The organism is Candidatus Allofournierella merdavium (assembly GCF_944382735.1).
In the GTDB taxonomy this organism is placed as follows: Bacteria; Bacillota; Clostridia; order Oscillospirales; family Ruminococcaceae; genus Allofournierella_A; species Allofournierella_A merdavium.
The window spans coordinates 1-25,388 of record NZ_CALWND010000014.1 but is presented as its reverse complement, the minus strand read 5'-3'; the positions used below and the strand labels follow the sequence as shown (position 1 = coordinate 25,388).

Sequence of the window (25,388 nt, the reverse complement as noted above, 5' to 3'; positions counted from 1 at the left end):
ACCATGTCACAACGAGGTGGAGCCCATCCATGGAAAAAAATCTGACCACCGGCAGCGTATTCGGCAATCTGGCGCTGTTTGCCCTGCCCTACCTTCTCTCTTATTTTCTCCAGACCCTTTACGGCATGGCCGACCTGTTCATCATCGGCCAGTTCGGCAGCGTGGCGGACATCACCGCCGTATCTGTGGGTTCCCAGGTGATGCACATGCTCACGGTGATGATCGTGGGCCTGGCCATGGGCACCACCGTGAGCATCGGGCAGGCGGTGGGCGGCGGCGACCGGCGCCTGGCCGCCCGGGTCACGGGCAACACCGCCGTGCTGTTCATGGGGGTGTCGGTGGTCTGCATGGCGCTGCTGCAGGCCCTGGTGCGGCCCATCGTGGCGGTGATGTCCACCCCCGCCGAGGCGGTGGAAGGCACCGCCGCCTATCTGTCCATCTGTTTTGCGGGCGTTCCCTTCATCACCGCCTACAACATCATCAGTTCCGTCTTCCGCGGCATGGGCGACAGCCGCAGCCCCATGTACTTCATCGCCGTGGCCTGCGCGGCCAACATCGCCCTGGACTACCTGTTCATGGGGGTGCTGGACATCGGCCCTGCCGGCGCGGCGCTGGGCACCACCCTGTCCCAGGCGCTCAGCGTGGCCATCGCGCTGACGGTCATCCTCCGGCGCAGGAGCATCCCGCTGAAAAAGCAGGATTTCCGCCCCGCCCGGCCGGTGATGGGCCGCATCCTTTCCATCGGCGTGCCCATCGCCCTGCAGGACGGTCTCATCCAGATCGCCTTCATCCTCATCACCATCATCGCCAACCGGCGGGGCCTGACCGACGCGGCGGCGGTGGGCATTGTGGAGAAGATCATCAGCTTCCTCTTTCTGGTGCCCTCGTCCATGCTGTCCTCCGTCTCGGCGCTGGGGGCGCAGAACATCGGCGCCGGCAAGCCCGACCGGGCGCTGCGGACCCTGGGCTACGCCATCGCCATCGCGGCGGGGTTCGGCCTGGCGGCCTCCTTCGTCATCCAGTTTTCGGCGGAACCCATCGTGGCGCTGTTCACCGACCGCGGCGCGGCGGACGGCGCGGAGGTGATCCGGATGGGCGGCCAATACCTGCGGGGCTACATCTGGGACTGTGTGTTCGCCGGCATCCACTTCAGCTTCAGCGGTTACTTCTGCGCCTGCGGCCGGTCGGAACTCTCCTTTCTGCACAACATCCTGGCCATCGCGCTGATGCGGGTGCCCGGGGTATACCTCACCTCCACCCTGTTCCCCGACACCCTGTTCCCCATGGGCCTTGCCACGGCGGCGGGCTCGCTGGTGTCGGTGCTGATCTGCCTCGCGGCCTTCGCCGTCATCCGGCGGCGCGGCCGGCAAGCCGCTGTGTAAAAACAGCCCGCCGCCCCGGAGCGGGGCGCGGACTGTGCAACGCGCGTCGTCAGGACCCCCGGCTCGGCCGGGGGCATTTTTTTGCTGTGCCCCTTGTCAGCCGGCGAGGTTCTGACACCCCACCGTGAGAAACCGCCGGCGGCGCCCTGATGCCCTGGTTTTTGTTCCCGCAACTCTTGTGGGAACGCACAACTTTTTGCCAAGTTTTTGGGCATTTCAGACGATTATTTTTAATCAATCTGCTGCTTGCGATGAAAAAACGACCGTTTGTGAAATTTGCTCCTGCGATGGCCGGAGATGTTGTATACTGTCTTGCAGAACAAACTTTCCGCCATGTGCCTTGCGTGGAAAATCAACGGCCGGAAAAGGAAGGAAGGAATCATGAGTTTTTGGAACAATTTTGCCGCAAAACACCCGGCGGCCGCCAAATGGGTGCGTGAGGGCGGGCTGTTCGTCATCGTCAGCAACGTGATCACGGTGTTCAAGTATCTGATGCTGCAGTTTCTGCCCGCGGCCTTTGCGGGGCTGGGGGACGCGGCCTTCGGCTGGCCGGGCATCCCGCTGACCCTCTTCGGCGAGACTTTCCAGTGGAACATCCTGGGCTACGACCAGGCCCACGGCGGCCTTGCCTACTTCTGCGCCTACATGGTGGCCATGGTCATCGGCGAGGTGGTCAACTTCCCCATCCAGCGCAACTTTGTGTTCCGCTCCCACGGCAAGCTGGGCCCCCAGATCGCCTGGTACCTGGTGGCCTTCTGCATCATCACCTGCATCGTCAACTCCATCAACTGCATCTGGGTGGCGGTGGCAGGCCTGCTGGTGCCGGACTTCATCTACAACATCGGCACCACGGTGCTGAACGGCGGCATCTCGATGGTGGTGTTCTTCTTTGTGAACAAGATCATCTTCCCCTCCGCCGAAAACGCCGGCAGGAAGGCCTGAGCCGTTCCCGCTCATACTGACAAAAATAGGCGGCCGCCCCGTAAACGGGGCGGCCGCCTATTTGTGTTTTCCCCTCCAGCGACCCTATAAAAACACGGGTCATCTGCCGTTTTTGAATTTGCCCATGGCCCGGTTGGTCGCCGGCCGGCTGCTGACCGCGGACAAACCGCCAGATCGTGCTGGACCGCAAGAAACCGGCTGAACGTGCCGGCGGCTTTGAAACGGTACAGCACGAAGTTCTTCCAAAAACGGCCGCAAAAGCAGCTTTGATGCAGGTCGGGCGCCGGGGTCCTGCCGGTGCCCGTTTTTTGCGGGGAGCACAGCCCCTCCTGTCACTTTCTTTTCAGTTAGTATCGAACGAGATCGTAAGTATCACACTTAAATGTGCGTACTTGTTTTTCTGCTCACTCGAATTATCATTGATAATAACATCCGGCGGCAAGCCCGCCGGGTACCCATCGAACAAAGGGAGGAAAGCAGAATGAGCAACGCAACGGTGAAAGATTACGAGGAGATCCTCCGGGTGGCCCAGCTGTATGTGGACGGCTGCGCCAGGGGGGACGGCGAGGGGATGAAGCCCGCCTTCCACGCCAGCGCCACCATCAACGGCGCCCCCATCCAGACCCTCTTTGACGGCGCCACCCAGGCCGGCCCCACCGACTCCCGCGCCCGGGTGGACGTGCTGGACGTGGTGAACGACGTGGCGGTGATCCGCGTCACGCTGGAAAACTACTTTGGCGCCGACTATGTGGATTTTCATGTGCTGAAGAAGGACGAGTCCGGCTGGAAGATCCTGGCCAAGGTGTTCACCGGGGTGTGAACCGCCGGCTGCCGGAGCGCGCCGTCCTCTGGCGCTTTGGCCGGCGCTCCCGTTTTTTGCTGTGAACAGCGCCCCCGGGCGCGGCGATCGCCGCATCCGGGGGCGCTGTCTGCTTTTCTTGCGGCGGGCCGCCTCACTCCATGGTCACGGCCACCTTGATGACGCCGTCCCGCCTGTGCTCGAACAGGTCGTAGGCGGCGGCGATGTTCCTTAAAGGATAGGTGTGGGTGATGAGGGGGGTGGTGTTCAGCTTTCCCTGCCGGATGAGGGCCAGGGTGTCGGCGCAGTGGCAGCCGTCCACACCGCCGGTCTTGAAGATGAGGTTCTTGCCGTACATCTCCGGCAGCGGCAGCACCTGGGGCGCGTCGTAGAGGGCCACCACCGTGACCACCGCGTTGGGCCGGGCGCACTGCCAGGCCAGGCGGAAGGTGTCCTGCCCGCCGGCCACCTCCAGCACCGCGTCGGCGCCGCCGTGGTCGCTGTGGGCCAGCACAAATTCCCGCAGATGGTCCGGCCGGGCGGTGAGCACTCCGGGCCAGTGGGCGCGCACGAAGGCAAGACGGCTGTCATCCAGGTCGCAGACGATCACCCGCCGGGGTGCGCGCAGCAGCACGCAGGCCAGGGTGCACAGGCCGGTGGGCCCCGCGCCCAGGATGAGCACCGTGTCCTCCGGGCCGATCTCGGCGATCTGCGCCGCCCAGTAACCGGTGGCCAGGATGTCCCCCACAAAGAGGGCCTGCCGGTCGCTCACCTCGTCGGGTATTTTATCCAGCCCCTGATCCGCGAAGGGAACCCGCACATACTCCGCCTGGCCGCCGTCGATGCGGCAGCCCAGGGCCCAGCCGCCGTTCGGGTCGGTGCAGTTGTTCACCCAGCCCCGGCGGCAGAAAAAGCACTCGCCGCAGAAGGTCTCCACGTTTACCGTCACCCGGTCGCCGGGCTTGACGGTGGCGACGGCGGAGCCCACCTGCTCCACCACGCCCACCATCTCGTGCCCCACCGTGATCCCCGGCACCGCCCGGGGCACGCTGCCGTGCTTGATGTGCAGGTCGCTGGAGCAGATGCTGGCCAGCGTCACCCGCACGATGGCGTCCCGCGCATCCTGCAAAACGGGTTTGGGCTTTTGCAGCAGTTCAAATCTGCCCCTTTCAACATAGGTGTATGCCAGCATGACGGTCTCCTCCTTTTTTGGCGCCGGCGGCACGGCCTTTTTTCATTGTACCAGACTTTGCGCGCAAAATGAAGGGTCCGCGGGAAACGATGTCGGATGGAAAAAACCGCGTTTTCCTGTTATACTGTAGCGGGGTATCCCCACTAAAATGGTTTGCTGCAAGGAGGAGATTGGCCGTGCCCGTCATTGTAGACCAGCATATGCGTGAGCGGATCGTCCATGAGACAGACGCTTTCCCGATCACCTTTTTTGAAGATGAACTCTCGGAACTGCCCGATCGGGAAGGCCCCTTGCACTGGCACCCCTATTTTGAGATCGCAAGGGCTGCCAGCGGCACGCTGGATTACCAGGTGGGGCGGGAGCACATCCTGCTGCATGCGGGGGACAGTGTGTTTGTAAACAGCAATCTGCTGCACGGCGTGCGCCAGGTCGCCGGCGACGCGCCGGACCCCATGCCCATCATGGTTTTTTCCGGCGCCCTGATCGCCCCGGAGACCAGCGCCATCCACCAAAAGTACATCGCGCCCATTGCGGAGTGCGGCTGCCTGCCCTTTGTGGTGTTCCGGCGGCAGGACGACCGGTGCGGCCAGGTCCACCGCCTTCTGGACGAAATTTTTCACCGCCTGCGGCAGCGGCCCGCCTGCTATGAACTGACGGTGCAGCGGGGGCTGAACCGGCTGTTTGAATATCTGTTTCATCACTTTGACGCATTGCCGAAGTTCCAGTCCACCCGGGTGCAGCTGCGCACCCAGGTGCGGGTGCAGAAAATGCTGGCCTACATCTACGCCCATTACCCGGAACCCGTCACCTTTGCCGACATCGCAGCGGCGGCCAGCGTGAGCCGCAGCGAGGCGGCCCGCTGCTTTGCCGAATACATGGATTGCTCGCCGGTGAACGCGCTGATCCGATATCGGCTTCAAACCGCGCACCGGATGCTGCACGACACCTCCCTGACCGTGCAGGAGATCGGTTTGGCCTGCGGGTTCCACTCCACCAGCTACTTCAGCCGCCAGTTTCGCCAGCTCTATGGCTGCACACCGGGCCAGATTCGCAATTTGGGAAAATAGTGCTGCTTTTTGGCGGGATTCTCCCTTATCGCCCCCTTCTTTTGCTGTTATAATGCAATACGGCGCCGCCCTGCCGGGCGTGCGCCGTATTCTGTACAGCCCATCGGGAGGGAGATTTCATGACCGTTCAGCCCAACTACAACAAGACCCTGCGGGCCTGCTGTCTCGGCTATGTGACCCAGGCCATCTGCGCCAACTTCGCGCCGCTTCTCTTTTTGACCTTTCAAAAGACCTACCGCATTTCCCTGGGGCAGATCGCTCTCATCCCCAGCGTGTTTTTCCTGACCCAGCTGCTGGTGGATCTGGCCGCCACGGGATTTGTGGACCGGGTCGGCTACCGCGCCTGTGTGGTGACGGCGCACATCCTGTCCGCCGCGGGGCTGGGGATGCTGACGATCCTGCCGGACATGCTGCCCGCCCCGTTTTGGGGCATCCTGCTGGCGGTGGTGGTCTACGCGGTGAGCAGCGGCCTGATCGAGGTGTTGGTCAGCCCCATCGTGGAGGCCTGTCCCTTTGAAAACAAAGCGAGCCGGATGAGCCTGCTGCACTCCTTTTACTGCTGGGGGATGGTGGCGGTGGTGCTGGGCTCCACGCTGTTTTTTGCCCTGTTCGGCCTGGAAAACTGGCGCGTCCTCACCCTGTTGTGGGCGCTCATCCCTCTTTATAACACCTTCAACTTTCTCACCTGCCCCATCCGGCGGTTGGTGGAAAACGGGGCCGGCCTGGGGGTGCGAAGATTGCTTCGCCTGCCCCTGTTCTGGCTTTTGTGCCTGCTGATGGCCTGCTCCGGCGCCGCCGAAAACGCCATGACCCAATGGGCCTCTGCCTTCGCGGAAACCGCGGCGGGGGTGCCCAAGGCCATCGGCGACCTGGCGGGGCCCTGCCTTTTCGCCCTTCTCATGGGGCTGGCCCGGGTGCTCACCGCAAAGGCGGGCGGCAAGGCGGGTCTCCGGCCTCTGATGCTGGCCTGCGGCGCCCTGTGTGTGGCCTGCTATCTGCTGGCCTCCCTGTCCCCCCTGCCCGTGCTGAGCCTGGCGGGCTGCGGGTTGTGCGGGTTTTCCGTGGGCATCATGTGGCCGGGCACCATCAGCCTTTCCGCCCGGGCCTGCCCCGCCGGCGGCACCGCCATGTTCGCCTTTCTGGCCCTGGCCGGCGATCTGGGGGGCATCCTGGGGCCGCTGTCCGTGGGGTTTGCCGCCGACCGGGCGGGGGGCGATCTGAAGATGGGTTTTCTTTTGGCCGCGGCGTTCCCGGCCGCTTTGGTGCTGGGGCTGACCGCATTGAGAGAAAAGGACCGGCAGACCTCTCCCGAATCCTGACCCCATCCGGATTGCATCCTGTGCCGCTGCTCTTTATAATGAAAGCGATGGGGCGCGCCGGCGCCCTCCCCTACCTATCTATAAGGAGGCAATGCCCATGGATCTCCGTCAATTGTTGCAGAACCCCGAAATCTTCCGTCAGAACCAGCTTGCCGCCCACTCCGACCACGAGAGCCTTTTCCCCGGCGAGGATTCGCCCCGGGCGCTGTGCCTTTCCGGGCAGTGGCGGGTGCGGGTGGCACCCCGGCTGGAAGAGCGGCTGGAGGGCTTTGAGGCCGGCCGGCCGGGGTCGGATTTTGTCCCCGTCCGGGTGCCCGGCCACCTGAACCTGCAGGGCTTCGGCGTCCCCCTCTACACCAACACCGCCTACCCCTGGGACGGCAGCGAGCAGCTGGCGCCCCCTGCCCTGCCCGGGGACATCCCGGTGGCGCAGTACCTCTGCACCTTCTCTCTGCCCGCGGGCTGGCAGGGGCCGGACCTGGAAACGCGCCTGCGCTTTGACGGGGTGGAGCCGGCCTTCCGGGTATGGTGCAACGGCCAGTACCTTGGTTACAGCGAGGACAGCTTCACCCCCGCGGAGTTCGACGCCACCGGCGCGGTGCGCCCGGGCGAAAACCTGTTGGCGGTGGAGGTGTACCGCTGGTGCTCCGGCTCCTGGCTGGAGGACCAGGACTTCTGGCGCTTCTGGGGCATCTTCCGGGATGTGTGGCTGTTGGGCCTGCCCGCCTGCCGCGCCGAGGACATCGCGGTGCGGGCGGACGCCTCCGGCGCTTTTTCGGCGCAGATCACCACCGCCGGCGATGCCGACGGGGTGCGGGCCGTTCTTCTGGACGAAGCGGGGGCCGAGGCCGCCCGCTGCCACGCGCCGGTGGAGGCGGGCACGGCCTGGCTGGCCATGACCGTGGCTTCTCCCGCCCTCTGGAGCGCCGAGGCGCCCCACCTCTACACCCTGGAACTGGAGGTGCTGCGCGCCGGCGCGCCCACCCAGCGGTGCCGGCTGGCGGTGGGCTTTCGCACCCTGACCATCGAGGGGGGCATCTTCAAACTCAACGGCCAGCGCCTGCTGCTTCACGGGGTGAACCGCCACGAGTGGAGCGCCGAACACGGCCGGGTGGTCACCTTTGAGGAGATGGAGCGGGACGTAGTGCTGATGAAGCGCAGCAACATCAACGCGGTGCGCACCAGCCACTACCCCAACCACAGCCAGTGGTACGCCCTGTGCGACCGCTACGGCCTTTACGTCATCGACGAGACGAATCTCGAGACCCACGGCACCTGGTGCGCCCGGCCAATGCTGGCCCAGCATCGCTACCCCAAACTGCCCGACGGCCAGCCCGCCTGGCGCCAGGCGGTGCTGGACCGGGCCCGCAGCATATTCGGGCGGGACAAAAACCACCCCTGCGTGGTGGCCTGGAGCTGCGGCAACGAGTCCAGCGGGGGCAGCACCCTGTGGGAGATGTCCCGGTGTTTCCACCGCTGGGACGCCACCCGCCCGGTGCACTACGAGGGCGTGACCCAGGACGGGCGCTACCCCGACACCACCGATTTTTACTCCACCATGTACTACCCGGCGGAAAAGCTGGAGGAACTGCTGCGGCAACAGCAGGACAAGCCCCGCATCCAGGCGGAGTACGCTCACGCCATGGGCAACAGCTGCGGCGGGCTGGAAGCCTACAAGCGGCTGGAGGAGTTGTATCCCCACTACCAGGGCGGCTTTGTGTGGGACTGGATCGACCAGCAGCTCACCGCCGATGGACGGCTGCACTACGGCGGCGATTTTGGCGATCTGCCCAACAGCGGCGATTTCTGCGCCGACGGCCTGCTCTTTGCCGACCGCGTCCCCAGTCCCAAGCTGGCGGCGGTGAAGGCGGTGTACACCCCCTTCCTGCTGGAGCTGGAGCCGGGCGCGGTGGTGCTGCGCAACGAGAGCCTGTTCACCGACGCGGGCGAACTGTGCCTGGAGGTGAGCGGCCTGCGGGAGGGGGAGGAATTTTTCCGCCAGACGCTGCCCTGCCCCTGCCCGCCGGGACAGACGGCGCGCCTCCCCTTCGACCTGCCGGACCTGCCGGCGGGCGGCGAGGTGGTGGCGCGGGCGGTGCTGCGCCTTGCCCGGAACACGCCCTGGGCGGCGGCGGGCCACGAGATCGCCAGCGCCCAGCAGGTAGTGCGCAGCCGCGCCGCCGCGGAAAGCGGCTGGCGGCTGATCGACAGCAGCGAGTACCTGGGCCTTGCCTGCGGCGGGCTGCTGGCCCGCTTCTCCCGGGAGGACGGACTGCTGCGCAGTCTGCGGCTGGACGGCCGGGAATGGCTGGCCGCCCCCCTCGCTCCCACCTTCTGGCGCGCGCCGGTGTCCAACGACACGGCCAGCCGCTGGCCCCAGGAGAAGGCGGCCTGGAAGACGGCCAGCCTCTACCGCACGCTGGAGTCCTTCACCCTGAACGAGGACGGCCCCTGCTACGAGGTGACCGCCGTCTTTAGCCTGCCCACCGCCCCGGCCAGCCGCTGCGTCATGCGCTGGCGCTTTGCGCCGGGCGGGCGCATCGACCTCTTGGTGGACGCCCAGGCAGCGCCGGGCCTGCCCGCCCCCTTCTGCTTCGGACTGGAGGGCGCGGCGGTGGAAGCCGCGCGCCGGGTGCGCTACTACGGCCTCGGCCCTGAGGAGACCGCCGCCGACCGCACCGGCGGCGCGCTGCTGGGCCGGTGGGAACTGGACGCCTTCACCGCCCTGACCCCCTACATGAAGCCCCAGAGCTGCGGGCTGCGCACCGGGGTGCGCTGGCTGGCCTGCGGCGGGATGCGGGTGGAGGGGAACGCCCCCTTCTGCTTCTCCGCCCTGCCCTGCACCAGTCACGAACTGGAAAACGCGGCCCATCCCTGGCAGCTGCCCGCCGGCAACCGCACCGTGCTGCGGCTGCTGGCCTGGGAGTGCGGCGTGGGCGGCGACGACACCTGGGGCGCCCGCCCGCTGCCGGAATACCGCATGGAAAACGCCCCTCTGCATCTCTCCCTCACCTTTGCCGCCGACCCCGAACAGACATAAAACCGGCAGAGCGCCACGCCCCTTTGCCGAAACCGCACAGCGCCCCCGGATGCGAAAACCGCATCCGGGGGCGCTGCCTCTTTTATGAAGGCGGACGTTTATTTCAGCCTGCCGTAGTACATATCCTGGAAGATGCCGGCCCCGGCGATAAGTTCCCCGTAGCCGCCGCACTGGACGATGCGCCCGCCGTCCATTACCAGGATGCGATCGGCGTTCTGCAGGGTGGTGAGACGGTGGGCGATGGAGATCACCGTCATCCCCCGCCCGCGCACCAACTCCTCGATGGCCGCCTGCACCGCCCGCTCGGCGGTGTTGTCCCGCGCGGAGGTGGCCTCGTCCAGGATCAGGATCTTCGGCCGGCGCAGAAAGACGCGGGCGATGGCCACCCTCTGCTTCTGCCCGCCGGAGAGGTTCGCCCCGCCCTCCGCCACGGGGGCGTTCAGCCCGCCGGGCAGGCTGTCCACAAATTCCAGCAGGCGGGCCTTGGCCAGCGCCTGACGCACCTCCGGGTCGGCGGGCTGCCGTTTCAGCCCGTAGCAGATGTTCTCCCGGAGGGTGCCCGCGATCAGGAAGGGGTTCTGGGGCACCAGGGCGATGGTCTCGGCCAGCTCGCTTCTGGAATAGGCGCGCAGGTCCTTTCCGTCGATGAAAATCTCCCCCTGGCAGGCTTCCAGCTTGCAGATCGCCTTGATGAGGGAGGATTTTCCGCAGCCGCTGGGCCCGGCGATGCCCACAAACTCCCCCTGCCCCACCGTGAAGGTGAGCCCCCGGAGGACGGGCTTGTCCGCCCCGTAGGAAAATTCCAGCCCCCGCGCCTCCAGGGCGCTGCCCGCCGCCCCGGCCGCTGCCGCCGGCAGCGCCGGAGGCAGATAAGAGAAGTCGCGGGGGATCTCCGCCATGCGGAAGAAGTCCTCCGCCAGCACCAGGCTCTCGGACAGTTCATCCAGGATGCGATGCAGCTCCTCCAGGGGCTTCAGCAGCTGGTTGAAGCAGAGGTAGGCGGTGAGCACGTCCCCCGCGCTGATGACCTGCCGGGCGGCAAGCCAGACGGAGATGCCGATCATCAGCACGGTGAACAGCGCCTGGTTGAGGAACTTGAGGCAGTCGTACTTCGCCATCTGCAGGTGGTGGCGCATCTCCTTTTTGCGCAAAAATTCCGACTTGCCCTCGAACCGCTCTCCCTCCAGCGCTGCGCTGTCCAGGATGCGGATGACCTCGATGCCGTTCAGCAGTTCCACAACGGAGCCGTCCATGGCGGCTTTGGTCTCCAGCAGTTCCACCCGGATGCCCCGCTGGGTGGCGATCTGCCGGGCCACGATGGCGATGCCGATGGGCACCACCAGCAGCATGGGCAGCGCCAGCCCCGCCGGCAGGGTGGTCAGGATGACCGCCACCGCCGCCACGCTGTTGAACACCGCCGGCGCAAAGTCCATGAACAGCAGCTTTTCCAGCTTCACCGTGCCCTCCAGGCAGCGGTTGAGCCGGCCGTGGATGTTGCCGGTCATGTTCTCCTTGAAAAAAGCCAGGGGCGCCTGCAGCAGCGAGGCGATCACCAGCCCCCGGGCCTTTTTCTCGGTTTTGGTGGCCACATCCTCCACCATCACCCGCCGCCCGATCTTCAGCAGTTCATTCGCCACCGTCACCAGCAGGATGGCAAGCAGCACCGGCAGGATGCTGCCGAACGCAAGCCCGTCCTGCCGCAGTATATCGTCGGTGAGAAAGCCGATGGCTTTGGGGGTGAACTGGGTCAGCCCCGCCGACACCGCCATGATGCACAAGATCAGCACAAAGGCCTGTTTTTGCCTGCGCTCCAGCAGACGGTACACCCGCTTCGCGATGGGCATGAATCGTTTTTTTCGGTCACAGGGCGCTTTCCTCCCGCACACAAAAGATTTCTTTTTCCATTATACACCGGCAGCAAAGCCCCCGCAAAAAAAGTATGCCCCGGGGGGGATCGACAGGGGGTGCGGCCCTTTATATAATTACCAATGGTAACTATTTTGGAGGAGACTGCCATGGAGACGAGCACCATCAAGGCGCTGTTTGACGCCTGCTATCTGGCAAAGCGCAGCCGGGACCTTTTGCCCCCGCTGCCCCCGGGGGTCACGCCCTCGCACATTCATCTGCTGGACGCCATCGACGATCTGGAGCGCCGGGGCCAGCGGGCGACGGCGTCGGACGTCAGCGACGCGCTGCGCCTGCCCCGCCCCGGGGTGACCCGCACGGTGAAGGAGATGGAGGGCAAAGGTTACCTCTGCAAGCAGCCCAGCGCCCGGGACGGCCGGGTGGCCTACATCACCGCCACCCCGGCGGGGCAGGAATTGTTGCAGCGGTACACCCGGCAGTATTTCACGCGGCTGGCGCCGCTGCTTGCGGATATTTCCGAGGAGGACGCCGCCTGCACCATCCGCACGCTGGGGCGGCTTTATCAGGTCATGGCACAGAGGAGGATCACCATTGAGTAAGGAAAGAGCGGATTTTACCCAGGGCAGCATTTTAAAAAAGCTGTTCTGGTTTATGGTGCCCATTCTGGGGGCGCTGATCTTACAGGCAGCCTACGGCGCGGTGGACCTGCTGGTGGTGGGCCGGTTCGGCTCCACCTCCGGCCTGTCCGCCGTGTCCACCGGCAGCCAGCTTTTGAATCTGGTCACCTTTGTGGTGACCCAGCTTGCCATGGGCATCACTGTGCTCATCGCCCGGTACCTGGGAGAAAAGTGCCCGGAAAAGATCGGCGGGGTGCTGGGCGGCGCGGCACTGGTGTTCGCCCTCATCTCGGTGGGGCTGTGCGTGCTGCTGGTGGGCTTTGCCCGGCCCATCTCGGTGCTGATGCAGGCGCCCCGGGAATCGCTGGACCTCACCGTGAGTTATGTGCGCATCTGCGGCGGCGGCATCTTCTTCATCGTGGCTTACAACCTGCTCTCCGCCATCTTCCGGGGCCTGGGCGACAGCAGGTCGCCCCTTTTGTTCGTGCTGGTGGCCTGCGTGGTGAACATCTTCGGCGACCTGCTGCTGGTGGCCGGCTTTCACATGGACGCGGCGGGCGCAGCCCTTGCCACCGTGCTGGCCCAGGCGGTGAGCGTGGTGTGCGCGGTGGTCATCCTGCTGAAAAAGCAGCTGCCCTTCACCCTCCGCCGGCAGGACTTCCGCTTCAACCTGCAATGCCGCAAATTTCTTGCCATCGGCCTGCCGCTGGCGCTGCAGGAGTTTTTGACCCAGCTTTCCTTTCTGGCTCTCTGCGCCTTTGTCAACCGGCTGGGGCTGGAGGCATCCTCCGGCTACGGGGTGGCCAGCAAGATCGTGAACTTCGCCATGCTGGTGCCCAGCGCGCTGATGCAGTCCATGGCGTCCTTCGTCTCTCAGAATGTGGGGGCGGGCGACCTGCGGCGGGCCAAGCGCTCCATGTTCACCGGCATCGGCGTGGGGCTGGGGTTCGGCGTGGTGGTGTTCGCCCTGGTCATGACCAGGGGCGACGTGCTGGTGGGCGTCTTTTCCACCGACCCGGCGGTCATCCAAAACGGCTTTGCCTACCTCAAGGGCTTTGCCCCCGAAACCATCGCCACAGCGGTGCTGTTCAGCATGGTGGGATACTTCAACGGAAACCAGCGCACCCTGTGGGTGATGCTGCAGGGTCTGGTACAGACGCTGCTGGTGCGCCTGCCGCTGGCCTATGTGATGAGCATCCAGCCGAACGCCAGCCTGACAAAGATCGGCCTGGCCGCGCCGGCGTCCACCGCAGTGGGCGTTCTGCTGAACATCGGTTTCTACCTCTATCTGAACCACTGCCGGCACGGCAGCGGCCAGAACGCCCCCGCCCGCCGCTCGTAACCCTGTCCTTGCCAGGGGCAGGCGCAAGGCAGCGCCCCCGGATGCAAGCAACGCATCCGGGGGCGCATTTTTTGATTTATCGCTGGTCGAACCGCTCGAAGCGTTTGGCCATGGCCCGGTAGCGGAAGCGGGCCATGCGGTTTTTCTGCTGCACGTCCGCCTCGCTGCCGGTGTAGCAGCAGCGCAGGCAGTAGTATTCCTTTTTGTCCCCGTCGTAGAACATGTCGATGTCCAGATCCCGCATAAAGCAGGCCGGGCACCGGAAGTTCAGTTTGCCTTTTCCAGCCTGAGCCATGTGACCATCTCCTCTCCCTGTCCGATCTCGCCCTTCGCCCCCAGCGTGAACATGGGGCTGAAGGCGTAGCCTTCCTTGTAATAGGCGGTGTGCTCTCCCGCCGCGGCCAGGGTTACCCGCGTCTCGATGGGCGGCACCAGCGCCGACGCCTCGCCGCCGGCCATCTCGTCCTCCCGGCAGCGGTAGGCGTATTGCAGGCTTCTTTCCTCCTGCCCGTTTTGCAGGCCCAGCACCACGCTTGTCATGTCCTCCGGGTACTCGGTGGTGCCGTAGCAGGCGGTGATGTACTCGTTCAGTTCCACCTTCGCCGCCGGATCGCTGCTCTCCAGGATGCGGCGGCAGGTCTTCACCACGCTGCTGCCTTCTTCAAACTCGAACACGGTCTGCACCTTTACCGTCAGGTCGGCAAATTTGATCTCCACCGGCTCCAGGGTCAGCACGCGGGTAGTGCCCTGCTTTGCGAAATGTGCCCAGGTGCGGGTCAGGCACAGGTCTACCTCTTCCCCCTTGTGGGTCAGCTTGCAGCTGCGGATGGTTCCCTCCCCCGCGTAGTGGGTGAAGTAGCCCGCCCGGTAGTTGGCCTGGATGAGGAAGGGGTAGCTGGCGTCCTGTACATGGGGGGTGCCGATGCCCACCGGCCAGTACAGCTTTGCCACATAGGGCCGCAGGTCGATCATCGCGCCCCCCTGGTTCATGTCCAGGCAGCAGCGCAGGTAGGGGTCGGCGTACCAGAAATACTGCTTGTCCGAGCCGTAGAGGATGTCCCGCCACAGGGCGCACTCCGGCTGGGTGTAGGTGTGGCCCGCCCGGTAGAAGTCCGCGAACCGGGCCATGGTCATGTCCTCCAGCTTGCCCTCCGCCTTAAGCTTGGCATAGTAGGCCATGCCGTCCTCGTAGCTTTTCAGCAGCAGCTCATAGGGAGCTTCCCACCGGCCCATCTTGTTCATCCAGCCCGGGCCCACGAACATCATGTTGTAGCTGTAGCCGTCGTTGTATTTGCCAAGGCTGCGGTACTGGTCGATCAGGTTGTAGAGATAGGGGTACTCCCAGGTGTCCGGGTCGTAGATCATCCCCCGCAGCACGTTCTGGGGGTGGGTGCCGAAGTTGGAGCCGTTGCCGTCAAAGCAGGCCAGCAGGTCCCGCGACAGGTGCGGGATGGCCACGATGCCGCTGTCCTCCGCCTCGTTGGCCGCCGGGGCGTGGGTGTTCTGTTTCGAGGGGATCCAGGGGTTCCAGGGGCCGCCGTCGAAGAGGGTATACCAGGAGTTGTTGCAGGTGTGGTAGGCTTTGGGGCCCTCCTCCCAGCAGGTGGCCACCGCGCACTTCACACTGGGATATTTCTCCTTGATGAAGTTGGTCAGGTCGGCATCCAGGTAGTAGCTGCCGGTGGAGGCGGGGTAAAAGCCGAACTGTTCGTGGAATTTCTCGAACACGTCGGTGACGATGGCCTTTTTGTCCTCCATGGAGAACATCCAGATGCAGAAGTCCTTGGTCTTGTACTTGTCCCGGAACTCCTTGCAGGGCAGCCCCAGCAGCGACAGGGCGATCTCGTCCCCGTACTGCTCGTGATGCTCCTTGGCCAGTGCCACCGCCTCGGCGTTGAACAGGCTGGCGTAGGTCATCTGGATGGTGGTTTTGATGCCGTTTTTGTGCGCAATGGCCTGCTGGGTCTTGAAGATGTCCAGACTTTCCGTCAGCAGCGCCTTGCGGCTGATGTTTTCCTCTTTGCCGTGACCCGTCACCTTCTCGGCGTACTCCGGCACCATCTCCGGCCGGTGGATCACGTTCAGAATAAAGCGTTCCATACTCTCGTTTCCTTTCTGCGGCGCGGCGGCCGTTGATTGCGCCCGGTCAGCGGGGGCGGGCCGCCCGGGGCAGGATCGTGGGCGATGCCTCCCCCGCCTGCAGCATCTCCCACTGCAGCCGGGCCGCCAGCATGGCGCGGACGGGGGCCAGCGACGGGTCCTCCGCCAGATTGTTGTGCTCCGCCGGGTCGGCCTCCAGGTCGTAGAGGCAGTCCTCGTAATAGACGTCGCCGGAGAAGACCGTCCAGCCATCGGCGCCGGTCTGCACCGAATACTTCCACCGGGGGGTACGGATGCAGCGTCCCACCTGGCTCTCGCTGATCTGGATGAAGATGGTGTCCCGGAAGCAGGGCGTTTTCCCTTCCACCAGTTCTTTTAGGGAGACGCCCCGCATGTGGGCGGGCACCTCGACCCCGGCGCACTCCAGGATGGTGCGGGGCAGGTCGATCAGCCCGGTCATCTCTCGCACCACATGGCCGCCGGTGAAGGGCCCGCCGTATGCCACCAGGGGGATGCGCACCAAGGCGTCGTGGCAGGAACGCTTGTACTCCCAGTTGCGGGTCTTGAAATGGCTGCCGTGGTCGCTGAGGTAAAAGACGATGGTGTTGTCCTCCAGGCCCTGACGGCGCAGCGCCTCCCGCACCCGGCCCAGGTTCTCATCCAGCCGGTTGCAGCAGCCCAGATAGTCCGGGTATTCCTCCCGCCAGTTGCCCTCCATGCCCTTAAGGTCCGCGGGCGGCACAAAGTCTTTGAACTTCTCCTTGCTGCCCCGCGGCCCCTCAAAGTGCTCGTGGTCGTTCTGGTGGTGGGGCTCGATGTGGGACAAAAAGAGGAAGAAGGGCTGTTCTGCGGTCTGGCCGCGGATGTAATCCAGTGCGAAGTCGGTGATGCAGTCCGCCCGGTAGCCCTTGAAGTCCACCCGCTCGCCGGCGGTGTTGAACACATAGCCGTCATAGCCGTGGGAGGTGAACTCCAGCACGTCGGCGGCCATCCAGTAGTCGTAGCCGCCCCGGCGCTCAGCTGGCACGTTGGTCACCTCATAGTGGTTTTCCTCCCGGTCGGAGGCCAGGTGCCACTTACCCACATAGGCGGTGGCATACCCCGCCTCCTTGAGGTAATGGGCCAGGGTCTTCTCCCCCACCGGCAGGCTGACCGCGTTCACGCAGCAGCCGGTCTCGGTGGCGTATTTCCCGGTCTGCAGGCAGGCCCGGGCGGGACCGCACACCGGCTGGCAGGTGAAGGCATTCTCAGAGGGTGCCCTCCCGGGCCATCAGGTCCAGGTTGGGGGTGACATTGAGGGGCTGGCCGTAGGCGCCCACCGTGTCCCACCGCTGCTGGTCCACAAAATAGACGATGATGTTCGGTCGTTTGCTCATTGGTCTCTCACCCCTTCACGCCGCCGGCCATGATGCCGCCCACATAGTATTTCTGCAAAAAGAAGAACATGACCACCAGCGGCGCGATGACGATCATGGTGGCCGCCATCAGATAGTGCCACTGGATGACCGTCTCGTTGCGGAAGATGGTCAGCCCCAGCTGGACGGTGCGGTTCTCGTTGGAGGTAGTAAGGATCACCGGCCAGAGGTAGTCGTTCCAGATCTGGGAGGACTTGGTGATGATGAGGGTGGCGATGATGGGCTTGCTCATGGGCAGATAGATGCGGAAGTACAGCTGCCATTTGTTCGCCCCGTCGATCTCCGCCGCCTCGTCCAGAGAGCGGGGGAAGCCCAGGAAGAACTGCCGGCAGAGGAACACGCCGAAGGAGCCGGCCACATAGGGGATGATGAGGCCGGGCAGGGTGTCATAAAAGCCGGTGCCGCCCATGCCGAAGAGGTTGTTGCCGCCCACCAGGGGGAACTGCTTCATCATGAAAAAGGTGGGGATCAGGGTGACCTGAGCGGGCACCATGATGCCGATGAGCAGGAAAAAGAACAGGAACTTGCGGCCCTTGAACTCGAACCGGGCAAAGGCGAAGCCCGCCAGGGTGTTGAACAGCACCGCGAAGAACACGGTGGTGAGGGTGACGGTGATGGAGTTGGCGAAGTAGCGGGGCCAGTCGCCCTGCTGCATGGCCAGGAGATAGTTTTCAAAGTGCCATTCCCTTGGCAGGATGGTGAAATCGGCGGACTGGATCTCCGCCAGGGGCTTCAGCGAGGTGAGGATCGCCAGCAGGAAGGGCGCGACGATCACGAAGGACAGCAGCGCCAGCACGACCGTGAGCACGATCCTGCCGATCATCCGCTCCTTTTTCATAGAACCGATCATATTCCGCCTCCTCAGTTCACATCGGTGCCGTTGTCCTTGTTGGCAAACCGGAAGTTCAGCAGTGTAAAGACGATGGTCATGGCCAGCAGGATCATCGCCATGGCCGAGCCGTAGCCCGCCTTGAAGTTCAAGAACGCGCTCTTGTAGATCTGATGCACGATGGTGGTGGTGGAGTTCAGCGGGCCGCCGTTGGTCATGATGTTGACCTGTTCGAACACCATGAAGGAGTTGATGCAGCCGGTGACCAGCAAGAAGAAGGTGGTGGGCCGCAGCATGGGCAGGGTGATGGCGAAGAACTGCTTGAGCTCGCCGGCGCCGTCGATGCGGGCGGCCTCGTACAGATCGTTCGGGATGGACTGCAGGCCGGCCAGCGAGATGACCATGTTGTATCCGGCGGAGCGCCAGATGCCCATGATGATCAGGCAGGGCATGGCCGTGGCCTCGTTGAACAGCCACTGCTGGGCGGGCAGGCCCAGCGCCGTGACGATCTGGTTCATGAAGCCCACCGTGGGATCGAAGATCCACAGCCAGATCATAGACAGCGCCACCATCGAGCCCACGTTGGGCACATACATGCAGGTGCGGAACACCTTGGTGCCCCGGATGCCCTTGTTCACCAGCACCGCCAGCACCACGCCGATGGCGAGGGTGGGGATGATGGTGAAGAAGGCGTAGTAGAGGGTGTTGAACACCGACCGCACGAACTCGGCGTCGTGGGCAAGGTCGATGTAGTTTTTCAGCCCCACGAAGTCCATCTTTTTATAGAAATCGTAGTTGGTGAAGCTGAAGGCCAGCCCCGCGAACACGGGGACCAGCACGAACAAAAGATACACCGCGTAGGCCGGCAGGATCATGATGTAGGGCGTAATGCCCGACCTGCGCGGCCCGCGCCCTTTTTTCATCGCCGCTGTGTTCACTGCGTCCTTCCCCTTTCGTTTCACAGAAAAAAGTCATAAAAAGGGCGGGCACCGGAGTTCCCGTGCCCGCCCGCGCCGGTTTTGGTCAGGATGCCAGCAGCGCGTCCACTTCCTTCTGGTAGGCGGCCACACTCTCATCCAGCGCCTCCTGGGCGCTTTTCTTGCCGTAATAGACCTGCTCGATGGCGGCGGAGACCTGGTTGTTCAGCTCGTTCGAGTAGATCACGAGGTAGGCGCCCTTGCCCACGGCGATGGCGTCCACGATGGCCTGGTTCATCTCAGGATCCAGGGCCACATAGTCCTCCACCATCGACTGGCGGATGGGCGGGATGCCCAGATCGTCGATGCGGATCTTCATCTCATCGTTGTTCAGGGCCATCTCGATGAACTCCCAGGCCAGGTCCTTGTTCTTGCTGTCCTCGCTGAGGAACATGAAGCCCATGCCGCCGAAGGTGGCCTGCTGCTTGCGGCTCAAGGGCGCGCTCACGCCGATCTTATCCGCCAGGGTGGGGTCGGCGGTAATCATGTTCTGTATGTCCGCGGGGTTCTTGTAGGCCATGGCAGCCTTGCCGCCCACGAACACGTCGGAGCCGGACTGGAACTGGTCGGCGGGGATGACGTTGCCGTCCTGCACGAAGGTGTTCAAAAACTCCAGCGCCTCCACGGCCTCCGGGCTGTTGTAAGTAAGGGTGTTGGTGGCCGCGTCCACAAAGTCGCCGCCGTTCTGCATCAGGAAGATCTGGTAATCCTGGAAGCCGTTGGCGATGGACATGTTATAGCCCGCCTGCACGGTGGTGCCGTTTTCCTTGATGGTGAGCTTGTCGGCGAACTCCTTCAGCTCCTCCCAGGTGGTGGGGGGCGTTTCGGGGTCCAGCCCGGCGGCCTCGAACATATCCTTGCGCCAGACGAACATGCGGGCGTCGGGCTTGATGGGAATGCCGTAGACGCTGCCGTCGTACTTGCCGGTCTCCATCACGGCGGGCATGATGTCCTGGGCGCCCTCCCAGTCAGCCACATAGTTGTCCAGGTTGGCGTACTGGCCCACGCTGGCCCGCTGCGGGATCAAGACCAGGGAGTAGTTGAGGATGTCCGGCGCGGTGCCGCTGGCGTAGGCCGCGTTCAGCTTGGTCTCGATCTCATCGCCCCAGGGCAGGCTGCTCAGTTCCACGGTGACGCCGGGGTGCTCGGCCTCGAAGCGGTCGATCATGGCGTTCCAGTAGGTCTCGGTCTCCACGTCGGTGCCCGCCCGCCAGAAGGTGAGGGTCACCGGCTCGGCAGCGGCGCCGCCGGAAGCGGAAGAGCCCGTCTGCGCCGTGGACGAGGGCGTGGTGCCGCAGGCCGCCAGCAGCGAGAGCGCCGAGGCCCGGCGAGCGCGAAAGCCAATAGTTTTTTGATTCGCGTAGACATGTTTGTTCCTCCTTAAAGCCTGTATTTTTGCCTTTTGCAACACAGCCGTTCTGTGATTTGTTGGTTTTATTATAGCGCGGCCGCGCCGGCAAAAGTAGATTCTGTTTTGTGGCGTTTCTGGTAAAAAATCGGGGTGACGAGGCCGGCCGCGGCGGCGGATTGCGAATAATTTGCTCTTTTCGTATTTTTTTGCCCGTTTGCGCCCGGCACCCTATTTCCGTGGTGCATTTCCTCCCGTTTGCCTGTATAATAAAGGTGACTTCGAAATCTTTCGGGAGGTGAGGGCGGTGAAAAGACTGGATTTTCGCAAGAAGAGCATCTTCTGGCGCATCGCCATCAGCAGCCTGGGGCTGATCCTCCTCACCACCGTCACCGTCAGCCTGGCCATCATCAGCTTCGCCCAGAACCTTCTGTATAAAGATGTGCTGCAGAGCAACGGCGCGCTGCTCCAGCAGATCGACGGCAACGCCACCAACCTGTTCCAGCAGCTGAACACCGTGATCAACGTGTCCGATTCCAGCCTGTATTTCCGCACCCTGCTCACCGAGCCCTGCGCCGACCAGCTGGACAAGTTTCAGAAAGAGACCGAGATTCATCGCTTTTTATACAATTATTACGGCATCTTTACCCAGTACAAGGCGTGCGTGACCGTTTTGGGGGTGAACGGCGTCGCCTACACCACCTACGACGGCGAGCGGATGGTATGTTCTCCGGAGGAACTGATGGCCGAGACCTGGATGCAGCCCGCCGTGCAGACGCCCCAGGTGGACACCATCGTCTACACCCTGTCCCACCCCGGCATCACCACGGTGACCGAGGGCAAAACCGTCATCCTCTTCGCCCGCAGCCTGGTGGACGGATACACCATGAAGCACTGCGGCTGGCTGTTTCTGGAGATCGATCCCTCCGGCCTGGAACAGCTCTACCGGCAGGGGTATCAGGAGGGCGAGTATATCTTCCTCACCGACAGCCTGGGCGCCGTGATCTCCAGCAACCGGGCGGATGTGATCGGCACCCGCCTGGAGGACATCACCCGCATCCCGGAGTACGCGCGGGGCGTCGACACGCCGGTGTACACCTGCGCGCTGGGCGACACCGAGTGCCTGGCGGTGCGGGTGCCCCTCACCTCCATCGACGGCGCGCTCATCAAGTACATCGAGACCCACACCGTCTCCGACCAGCTGCGGGAGGTGGTGGCGCGGGTGGTGCCCATCGCGGTGATCTTCTGTGTGTCGGCCTGCCTTGTCTCCCTGCTCATCTCCCGCCGCATCACCCGGCCCATCGCCCGCCTGTCCGCCCGGATGGCTTCCACCCGCTACGGCACCCTGCCGGTGGACGACACCGCCAACCAGGATGAATTGTATACCCTGGAGACCACCTTTTCCAACCTTCTGAAGGCGGTGGACACCTACACCGAGAATATGCGCCGGGAGAACATCGCCCGCCGGGAGGCCGAGCTGAACGCCCTGCGCATGCAGATCAACCCCCACTTCCTCTACAACACCCTGTCCTCCTTCCGCTACCTGATCGAAAACGGATACGACCGGGCGCAGATCAGCGAGGCAATCCTGCAGTTCATCCGGCTGCTGCGGGGCACCATCAGCGACCACCGGGAGGTGGTGGACCTGCAGACGGAGCTGGACAACCTGAACGCCTATGTGGCCCTGATGAACCTGCGCTACGAGGGCCGCATCCGGCTGCAGGTGCTGCTGTCGGACGAGGCGCTGGCCGGCCGCCGGGTGCCCAAACTGCTGCTGCAGCCCATCGCGGAGAACACCATCTTCCACGGCTTCCCCGAGAGCGATTCCATGATCGATCTCTCGGTATTCGTGTGCGAACTCAACGGCACGCTGCGCATCGAGGTGTCGGACAACGGCTGCGGCATCGACGAGGACACCCTGCAAAAGCTGCGCAGCGGCAGCTACGCCGCCCAGCAAAAGATGTCCGGCGTGGGGCTGAACAACATCGACCAGCGCCTCAAGCTGATGTACGGCCCGCAGTACGGCCTGGACATCTGCAGCACCCCGGGCAGCGGCACCATCGTGACCGTGACCTTGCCGGCCGATTCCGGCCAGAACGAAAACGGAGGGAATGCCAGTTGAAGACCTTTACCCGCGTGCTCATCGTGGACGATGAGAACATCTTTCGCAACATCCTGCGGAACATGATCCCCTGGGAGGACAAGGGCTTTCTGGTGGTGGGTTTTGCCGAAAACGGCAGGCAGGCCCTCTCCTTGCTGGACGCCACCGCCCCCCAGATCGTGATCACCGACGTGGCCATGCCGGTGATGAACGGCGTGGAACTGCTGGCGGAGATCAAAAAGCGCAACGAGAGCGGCCATCCGCCCATCGAGACCATCGTGATCAGCGGGTTCGACACCTTTTCCTATGTGCGCGACGCCATGAAGAACGGCGCCTTCGACTACATTTTGAAGAGCGAGCTGACGGCGCAGACGCTGCTGCAGCGGCTGGAAAACCTGGCCGCCTGCCTGCCCCAGCCCAAAGAGAGCGCGTCCCGGCTGGAACTGTCTCTGTTCTTTGACAACCTGCTGAACGGCAGCTACAGCAACCCGGCCTTTGTACAGCAGGAACTGCACAGCTACGGTCTGGCGCTGGAACTGGAACGCCCCCTGTTCCTCATCCGTTCCTTCTGCGCGGACAAGAGCGAAGAGTACCTCCAGGCCTCGGACGCGCGCCGCGCTCTCCTGGGCGCCCTCCGCGGGCTGCCGGTGGCGGTGTTTCTGCACCAGGGGGCCTGCATGCTGCTGGGCGACATGGCGGTGCTGGAGCCGGTGCTGGCCCAGGTCACCGGCCAGGGGGAGGAGTACCCCGCGCTGTACTGGGGGGTGTTCCGGGATTTTCCCGTGCTGGAAAGCTCCCGCAAGCTGCTGGGCGGCTTTGCCCAGATCCCGCAGCAGTTTTTCTACGCGCCCACCCGCAAGGTCTTTTTCGTTCTGCCGGGGCTGCAATACGAAAACACGGCGCAGATCGACACATCCTATGTGATCTCCGCCGTGGCCCGGGGCGACAGCCAGGCCGTTGTGAGTTACCTGGGCGATTTTCTTGCCCGCTGTGTCACCGAGCGCATCTCCCCCTATGCCGTGAAAAAGTTCTGCGAACAGTCCATCCACACCATCCTCTACGCGATGGAAAAGGCAGCCCAGGACACCACCGGCCTCAACGCCCGCAAGATCGAATTTTTCCGCCGCATCGACCTGGCCGCCACCATCGACGAGTTGTGCGACGTGCTGGACGGCGTGCTGGAGGACGTTTTCGCCGGCGGGCAGGCGGAGGGCGAGCCCAGCCGCGCCCTGATCGCCGCCATCGATCAGTTTGTGGCGGAAAACTATATGCGCCCGCTGCGGCTTTCGGACATCGCCGACCATGTGCATGTCTCCTACCACCATCTCTCCCGGGTGATGAACGCCCATTACCGCGAACCCTTCAACGACTATCTCAACCGCATCCGCATCCAGGCCGCCCAGAGCCTGATCCGCACCAGCAGCCTGTCTCTGGGCCGGATCGCGGAGGAGGTGGGCTTTGCCAACCAGAGCTACTTTGGCAAGGTCTTCAAAAAGCTGGTGGGCACCTCGCCTCGTCTCTACCGTTTGCAGGCGGCGCAGAAAGAACCCTGACCAGCCCGCGGCCTTTCCCGCGGCGCCCGCCGCCGGGATGCCGCTCCCCCGTTTTTCATCACGTCCACCATCCAGAAGGCAAAAAGGGAGGCCAATGCCATGCCCGCTGTTTCCATGATGATAAAGCCCGCCTCCGCAGGCTGCGACCTGCGCTGCCGGTACTGCTTTTACGCCGACGAGGCGGCCCACCGTGCCCAGGGGGTGCGGGGGCGAATGACCCGCCGGACCGCCGCGCTGTGCGCCGGTAAAGCCCTGGAATATGCCCGGGGCGGCCCCTGCTCCTTTGTGTTCCAGGGGGGCGAGCCCTCCCTGGCAGGGCTGAATTTCTTTGAGGATTTCGTCCGGGACGCCGAGGCCGCCAACACCGCCCGTTCCCCCCTCCACTGGTCCTTTCAGACCAACGGCTACTCCCTGGACGACGCCTGGGCCGCCTTTTTCGCCCGCCACGGGTTTCTGGTGGGGGTGTCCATCGACGGCGCCGCCGCCGTGCACGACGCGCTGCGCCCCGCCGCGGGGGGAGCGCCCAGCCACGCCGTCGTGCTGGAAAACCTGCGGCGGCTGCGCCGCTTCGGGGTGGAGTGCAACACCCTGACGGTGGTGACAAAACAGCTGGCGGCGAATGTGGGGCAGGCCTATGCCTTCTTCCGGGACGAGGGCATCGCCTTTCAGCAGTACATCCCCTGCATGGACCCCCTGGAGGGGACGGCAACGGACTGCTCCCTCACGCCCAAGACCTACGCCAGATTCCTTCACCGTCTGTTCCTTCTGTGGAAGGAGGATCTGGACCGGGGGCGCTATCTGTCCATCCGCCACTTTGACAACTGGATGGGCATTCTGGCGGGCCGCCCGCCCGAGAGCTGCAACATGCTGGGGGTATGCAGCCCGCAGTTTGTGGTGGAGGCGGACGGCAGCGTCTACCCCTGTGACTTCTACTGCCTGGACCAGTGGCTGCTGGGCAACATCGCCGAGGGCACCCTGGCCGAAATGGAGGCTCGCAGCCGCGCCCTGGGCTTTGTGGAGCGTAGCCTGCCGGTGCCCGAGGAGTGCCGACGCTGCCCCTGGTACCCTCTTTGCCGCAACGGCTGCCCCCGGGACAGGGACCGCACCGGCAAGACCCGCTACTGCGAGGCGCATCGGGAGTTTTTCAGCCTGCATGCCCGGGACCTGGCCCAGGCCGCCCGGACGATCCTGGTCCACGGGCTGCAGCCGGGCTGACGGCGGGTCACATTTTTTTGCGCCCGGGCGTGATTGCCTGCTTGCGTTCAGCGGCCGGAACAGATACGATAAAGGCAGAGTGTTGTCGTCGCGCTCCTGTTTTCCTTTTTCCGCCTGTTTGCAAAGGGGGGCGCGGCCCTGCCTTGCCCGGCCTGCCCGTTTCTCCGTTGACGGGCGGGCAAACGACTTCCGGTCTTTCTTCCGCACAGTCAGGACCCCCGGCAAAGCCGGGGGCTTGAGTAAGCCCTAGAAGGGCATAATACAGACAACGCCCCTCAAGGGGC

Annotated in this window: 21 protein-coding genes; 12 read left to right on the top strand and 9 right to left on the bottom strand. The window is 64.1% G+C overall.

Features of this window, described 5'->3' with window-relative positions; genetic code table 11:
• Positions 1-29: 29 nt before the first annotated feature.
• From ACH2A7_RS11275 to ACH2A7_RS11260, 4 genes are all read left to right on the top strand, one after another.
• A complete protein-coding gene (locus ACH2A7_RS11275; RefSeq protein WP_394962031.1) occupies positions 30-1,382 on the top strand; it encodes an MATE family efflux transporter in 1,353 nt (450 codons plus the stop codon).
• 149 nt (positions 1,383-1,531) lie between these two features.
• Positions 1,532-1,822, top strand: a complete 291-nt coding sequence (locus ACH2A7_RS11270; RefSeq protein ID WP_394962030.1) for a hypothetical protein — start codon at positions 1,532-1,534, stop codon at positions 1,820-1,822.
• Positions 1,764-2,324, top strand: a complete 561-nt coding sequence (locus ACH2A7_RS11265) for a GtrA family protein (RefSeq protein ID WP_394962029.1) — start codon at positions 1,764-1,766, stop codon at positions 2,322-2,324. The genes ACH2A7_RS11270 and ACH2A7_RS11265 overlap by 59 nt, the downstream gene beginning before the upstream one ends.
• A 481-nt stretch (positions 2,325-2,805) precedes the next feature.
• Positions 2,806-3,144, top strand: a complete 339-nt coding sequence (locus ACH2A7_RS11260) for a nuclear transport factor 2 family protein (protein ID WP_394962028.1) — start codon at positions 2,806-2,808, stop codon at positions 3,142-3,144.
• Positions 3,145-3,277: 133 nt separating this feature from the next.
• On the opposite strand, the gene ACH2A7_RS11255 is transcribed toward ACH2A7_RS11260, so the two are convergent.
• The gene (locus ACH2A7_RS11255) at positions 3,278-4,315 is read right to left on the bottom strand and encodes an alcohol dehydrogenase (protein ID WP_394962027.1); all 1,038 of its coding nucleotides are present in this window, start codon (positions 4,313-4,315) and stop codon (positions 3,278-3,280) included.
• Between the two features lie 176 nt (positions 4,316-4,491).
• Between ACH2A7_RS11255 and ACH2A7_RS11250 the strand changes: the two genes are divergently transcribed.
• The 3 genes from ACH2A7_RS11250 to ACH2A7_RS11240 all read left to right on the top strand — a co-directional run bounded on the left by ACH2A7_RS11250 (position 4,492) and on the right by ACH2A7_RS11240 (position 9,741).
• Entirely contained in the window at positions 4,492-5,382 is an 891-nt protein-coding gene (locus ACH2A7_RS11250) for a helix-turn-helix domain-containing protein (RefSeq protein WP_394962026.1), read from the top strand.
• Positions 5,383-5,501: 119 nt separating this feature from the next.
• Complete coding sequence (locus ACH2A7_RS11245) at positions 5,502-6,701, top strand: MFS transporter (RefSeq protein WP_394962025.1); 1,200 nt, start codon at positions 5,502-5,504, stop codon at positions 6,699-6,701.
• 97 nt (positions 6,702-6,798) lie between these two features.
• A complete protein-coding gene (locus ACH2A7_RS11240; RefSeq protein ID WP_394962024.1) occupies positions 6,799-9,741 on the top strand; it encodes a glycoside hydrolase family 2 TIM barrel-domain containing protein in 2,943 nt (980 codons plus the stop codon).
• Between the two features lie 98 nt (positions 9,742-9,839).
• On the opposite strand, the gene ACH2A7_RS11235 is transcribed toward ACH2A7_RS11240, so the two are convergent.
• Positions 9,840-11,585, bottom strand: coding sequence for an ABC transporter ATP-binding protein (locus ACH2A7_RS11235; RefSeq protein WP_394962023.1), 1,746 nt, complete (start codon positions 11,583-11,585; stop codon positions 9,840-9,842).
• A 171-nt stretch (positions 11,586-11,756) separates the two neighbouring features.
• Here ACH2A7_RS11235 and ACH2A7_RS11230 point away from each other — a divergent pair, with 171 nt between their 5' ends.
• Positions 11,757-12,206: a MarR family winged helix-turn-helix transcriptional regulator gene (locus ACH2A7_RS11230; protein ID WP_394962022.1), complete on the top strand. Its 450-nt coding sequence runs from the start codon at positions 11,757-11,759 to the stop codon at positions 12,204-12,206.
• Positions 12,199-13,566, top strand: coding sequence for an MATE family efflux transporter (locus tag ACH2A7_RS11225; RefSeq protein WP_394962021.1), 1,368 nt, complete (start codon positions 12,199-12,201; stop codon positions 13,564-13,566). The genes ACH2A7_RS11230 and ACH2A7_RS11225 overlap by 8 nt, the downstream gene beginning before the upstream one ends.
• Positions 13,567-13,642: 76 nt before the next feature.
• Here ACH2A7_RS11225 and ACH2A7_RS11220 read toward each other — a convergent pair whose 3' ends face one another.
• The 7 genes from ACH2A7_RS11220 to ACH2A7_RS11190 all read right to left on the bottom strand — a co-directional run bounded on the left by ACH2A7_RS11220 (position 13,643) and on the right by ACH2A7_RS11190 (position 20,295).
• Positions 13,643-13,861 carry a hypothetical protein gene (locus ACH2A7_RS11220; protein ID WP_394962020.1) on the bottom strand — a complete coding sequence of 73 codons (219 nt, stop codon included), beginning with the start codon at positions 13,859-13,861 and terminating at the stop codon, positions 13,643-13,645.
• The gene (locus ACH2A7_RS11215) at positions 13,834-15,666 is read right to left on the bottom strand and encodes a hypothetical protein (RefSeq protein ID WP_394962019.1); all 1,833 of its coding nucleotides are present in this window, start codon (positions 15,664-15,666) and stop codon (positions 13,834-13,836) included. The genes ACH2A7_RS11220 and ACH2A7_RS11215 overlap by 28 nt, the downstream gene beginning before the upstream one ends.
• Positions 15,667-15,712: 46 nt before the next feature.
• Positions 15,713-16,891 (bottom strand): sulfatase-like hydrolase/transferase, encoded by a 1,179-nt coding sequence (locus ACH2A7_RS11210; protein ID WP_394962018.1) that lies wholly within the window; start codon positions 16,889-16,891, stop codon positions 15,713-15,715.
• A gap of 22 nt (positions 16,892-16,913) precedes the next feature.
• Entirely contained in the window at positions 16,914-17,042 is a 129-nt protein-coding gene (locus ACH2A7_RS11205; protein WP_394962017.1) for a sulfatase-like hydrolase/transferase, read from the bottom strand.
• 7 nt (positions 17,043-17,049) lie between these two features.
• On the bottom strand, positions 17,050-17,931 hold the full coding sequence (locus ACH2A7_RS11200) for a carbohydrate ABC transporter permease (protein WP_394962016.1): 882 nt from the start codon (positions 17,929-17,931) through the stop codon (positions 17,050-17,052).
• Between the two features lie 11 nt (positions 17,932-17,942).
• Positions 17,943-18,848 (bottom strand): carbohydrate ABC transporter permease, encoded by a 906-nt coding sequence (locus tag ACH2A7_RS11195; RefSeq protein ID WP_394962015.1) that lies wholly within the window; start codon positions 18,846-18,848, stop codon positions 17,943-17,945.
• An 85-nt stretch (positions 18,849-18,933) separates the two neighbouring features.
• Positions 18,934-20,295 carry an ABC transporter substrate-binding protein gene (locus tag ACH2A7_RS11190; RefSeq protein WP_394962014.1) on the bottom strand — a complete coding sequence of 454 codons (1,362 nt, stop codon included), beginning with the start codon at positions 20,293-20,295 and terminating at the stop codon, positions 18,934-18,936.
• A gap of 247 nt (positions 20,296-20,542) precedes the next feature.
• Between ACH2A7_RS11190 and ACH2A7_RS11185 the strand changes: the two genes are divergently transcribed.
• The 3 genes from ACH2A7_RS11185 (at position 20,543) to ACH2A7_RS11175 (ending at position 25,104) form a co-directional block, all read left to right on the top strand.
• Positions 20,543-22,357: a sensor histidine kinase gene (locus ACH2A7_RS11185; protein ID WP_394962013.1), complete on the top strand. Its 1,815-nt coding sequence runs from the start codon at positions 20,543-20,545 to the stop codon at positions 22,355-22,357.
• Positions 22,354-23,889, top strand: coding sequence for a response regulator (locus tag ACH2A7_RS11180; protein ID WP_394962012.1), 1,536 nt, complete (start codon positions 22,354-22,356; stop codon positions 23,887-23,889). Before ACH2A7_RS11185 ends, ACH2A7_RS11180 begins: the two co-directional genes overlap by 4 nt.
• A 99-nt stretch (positions 23,890-23,988) precedes the next feature.
• Entirely contained in the window at positions 23,989-25,104 is a 1,116-nt protein-coding gene (locus tag ACH2A7_RS11175) for a radical SAM protein (protein ID WP_394962011.1), read from the top strand.
• The last annotated feature ends 284 nt before the right edge of the window (positions 25,105-25,388 follow it).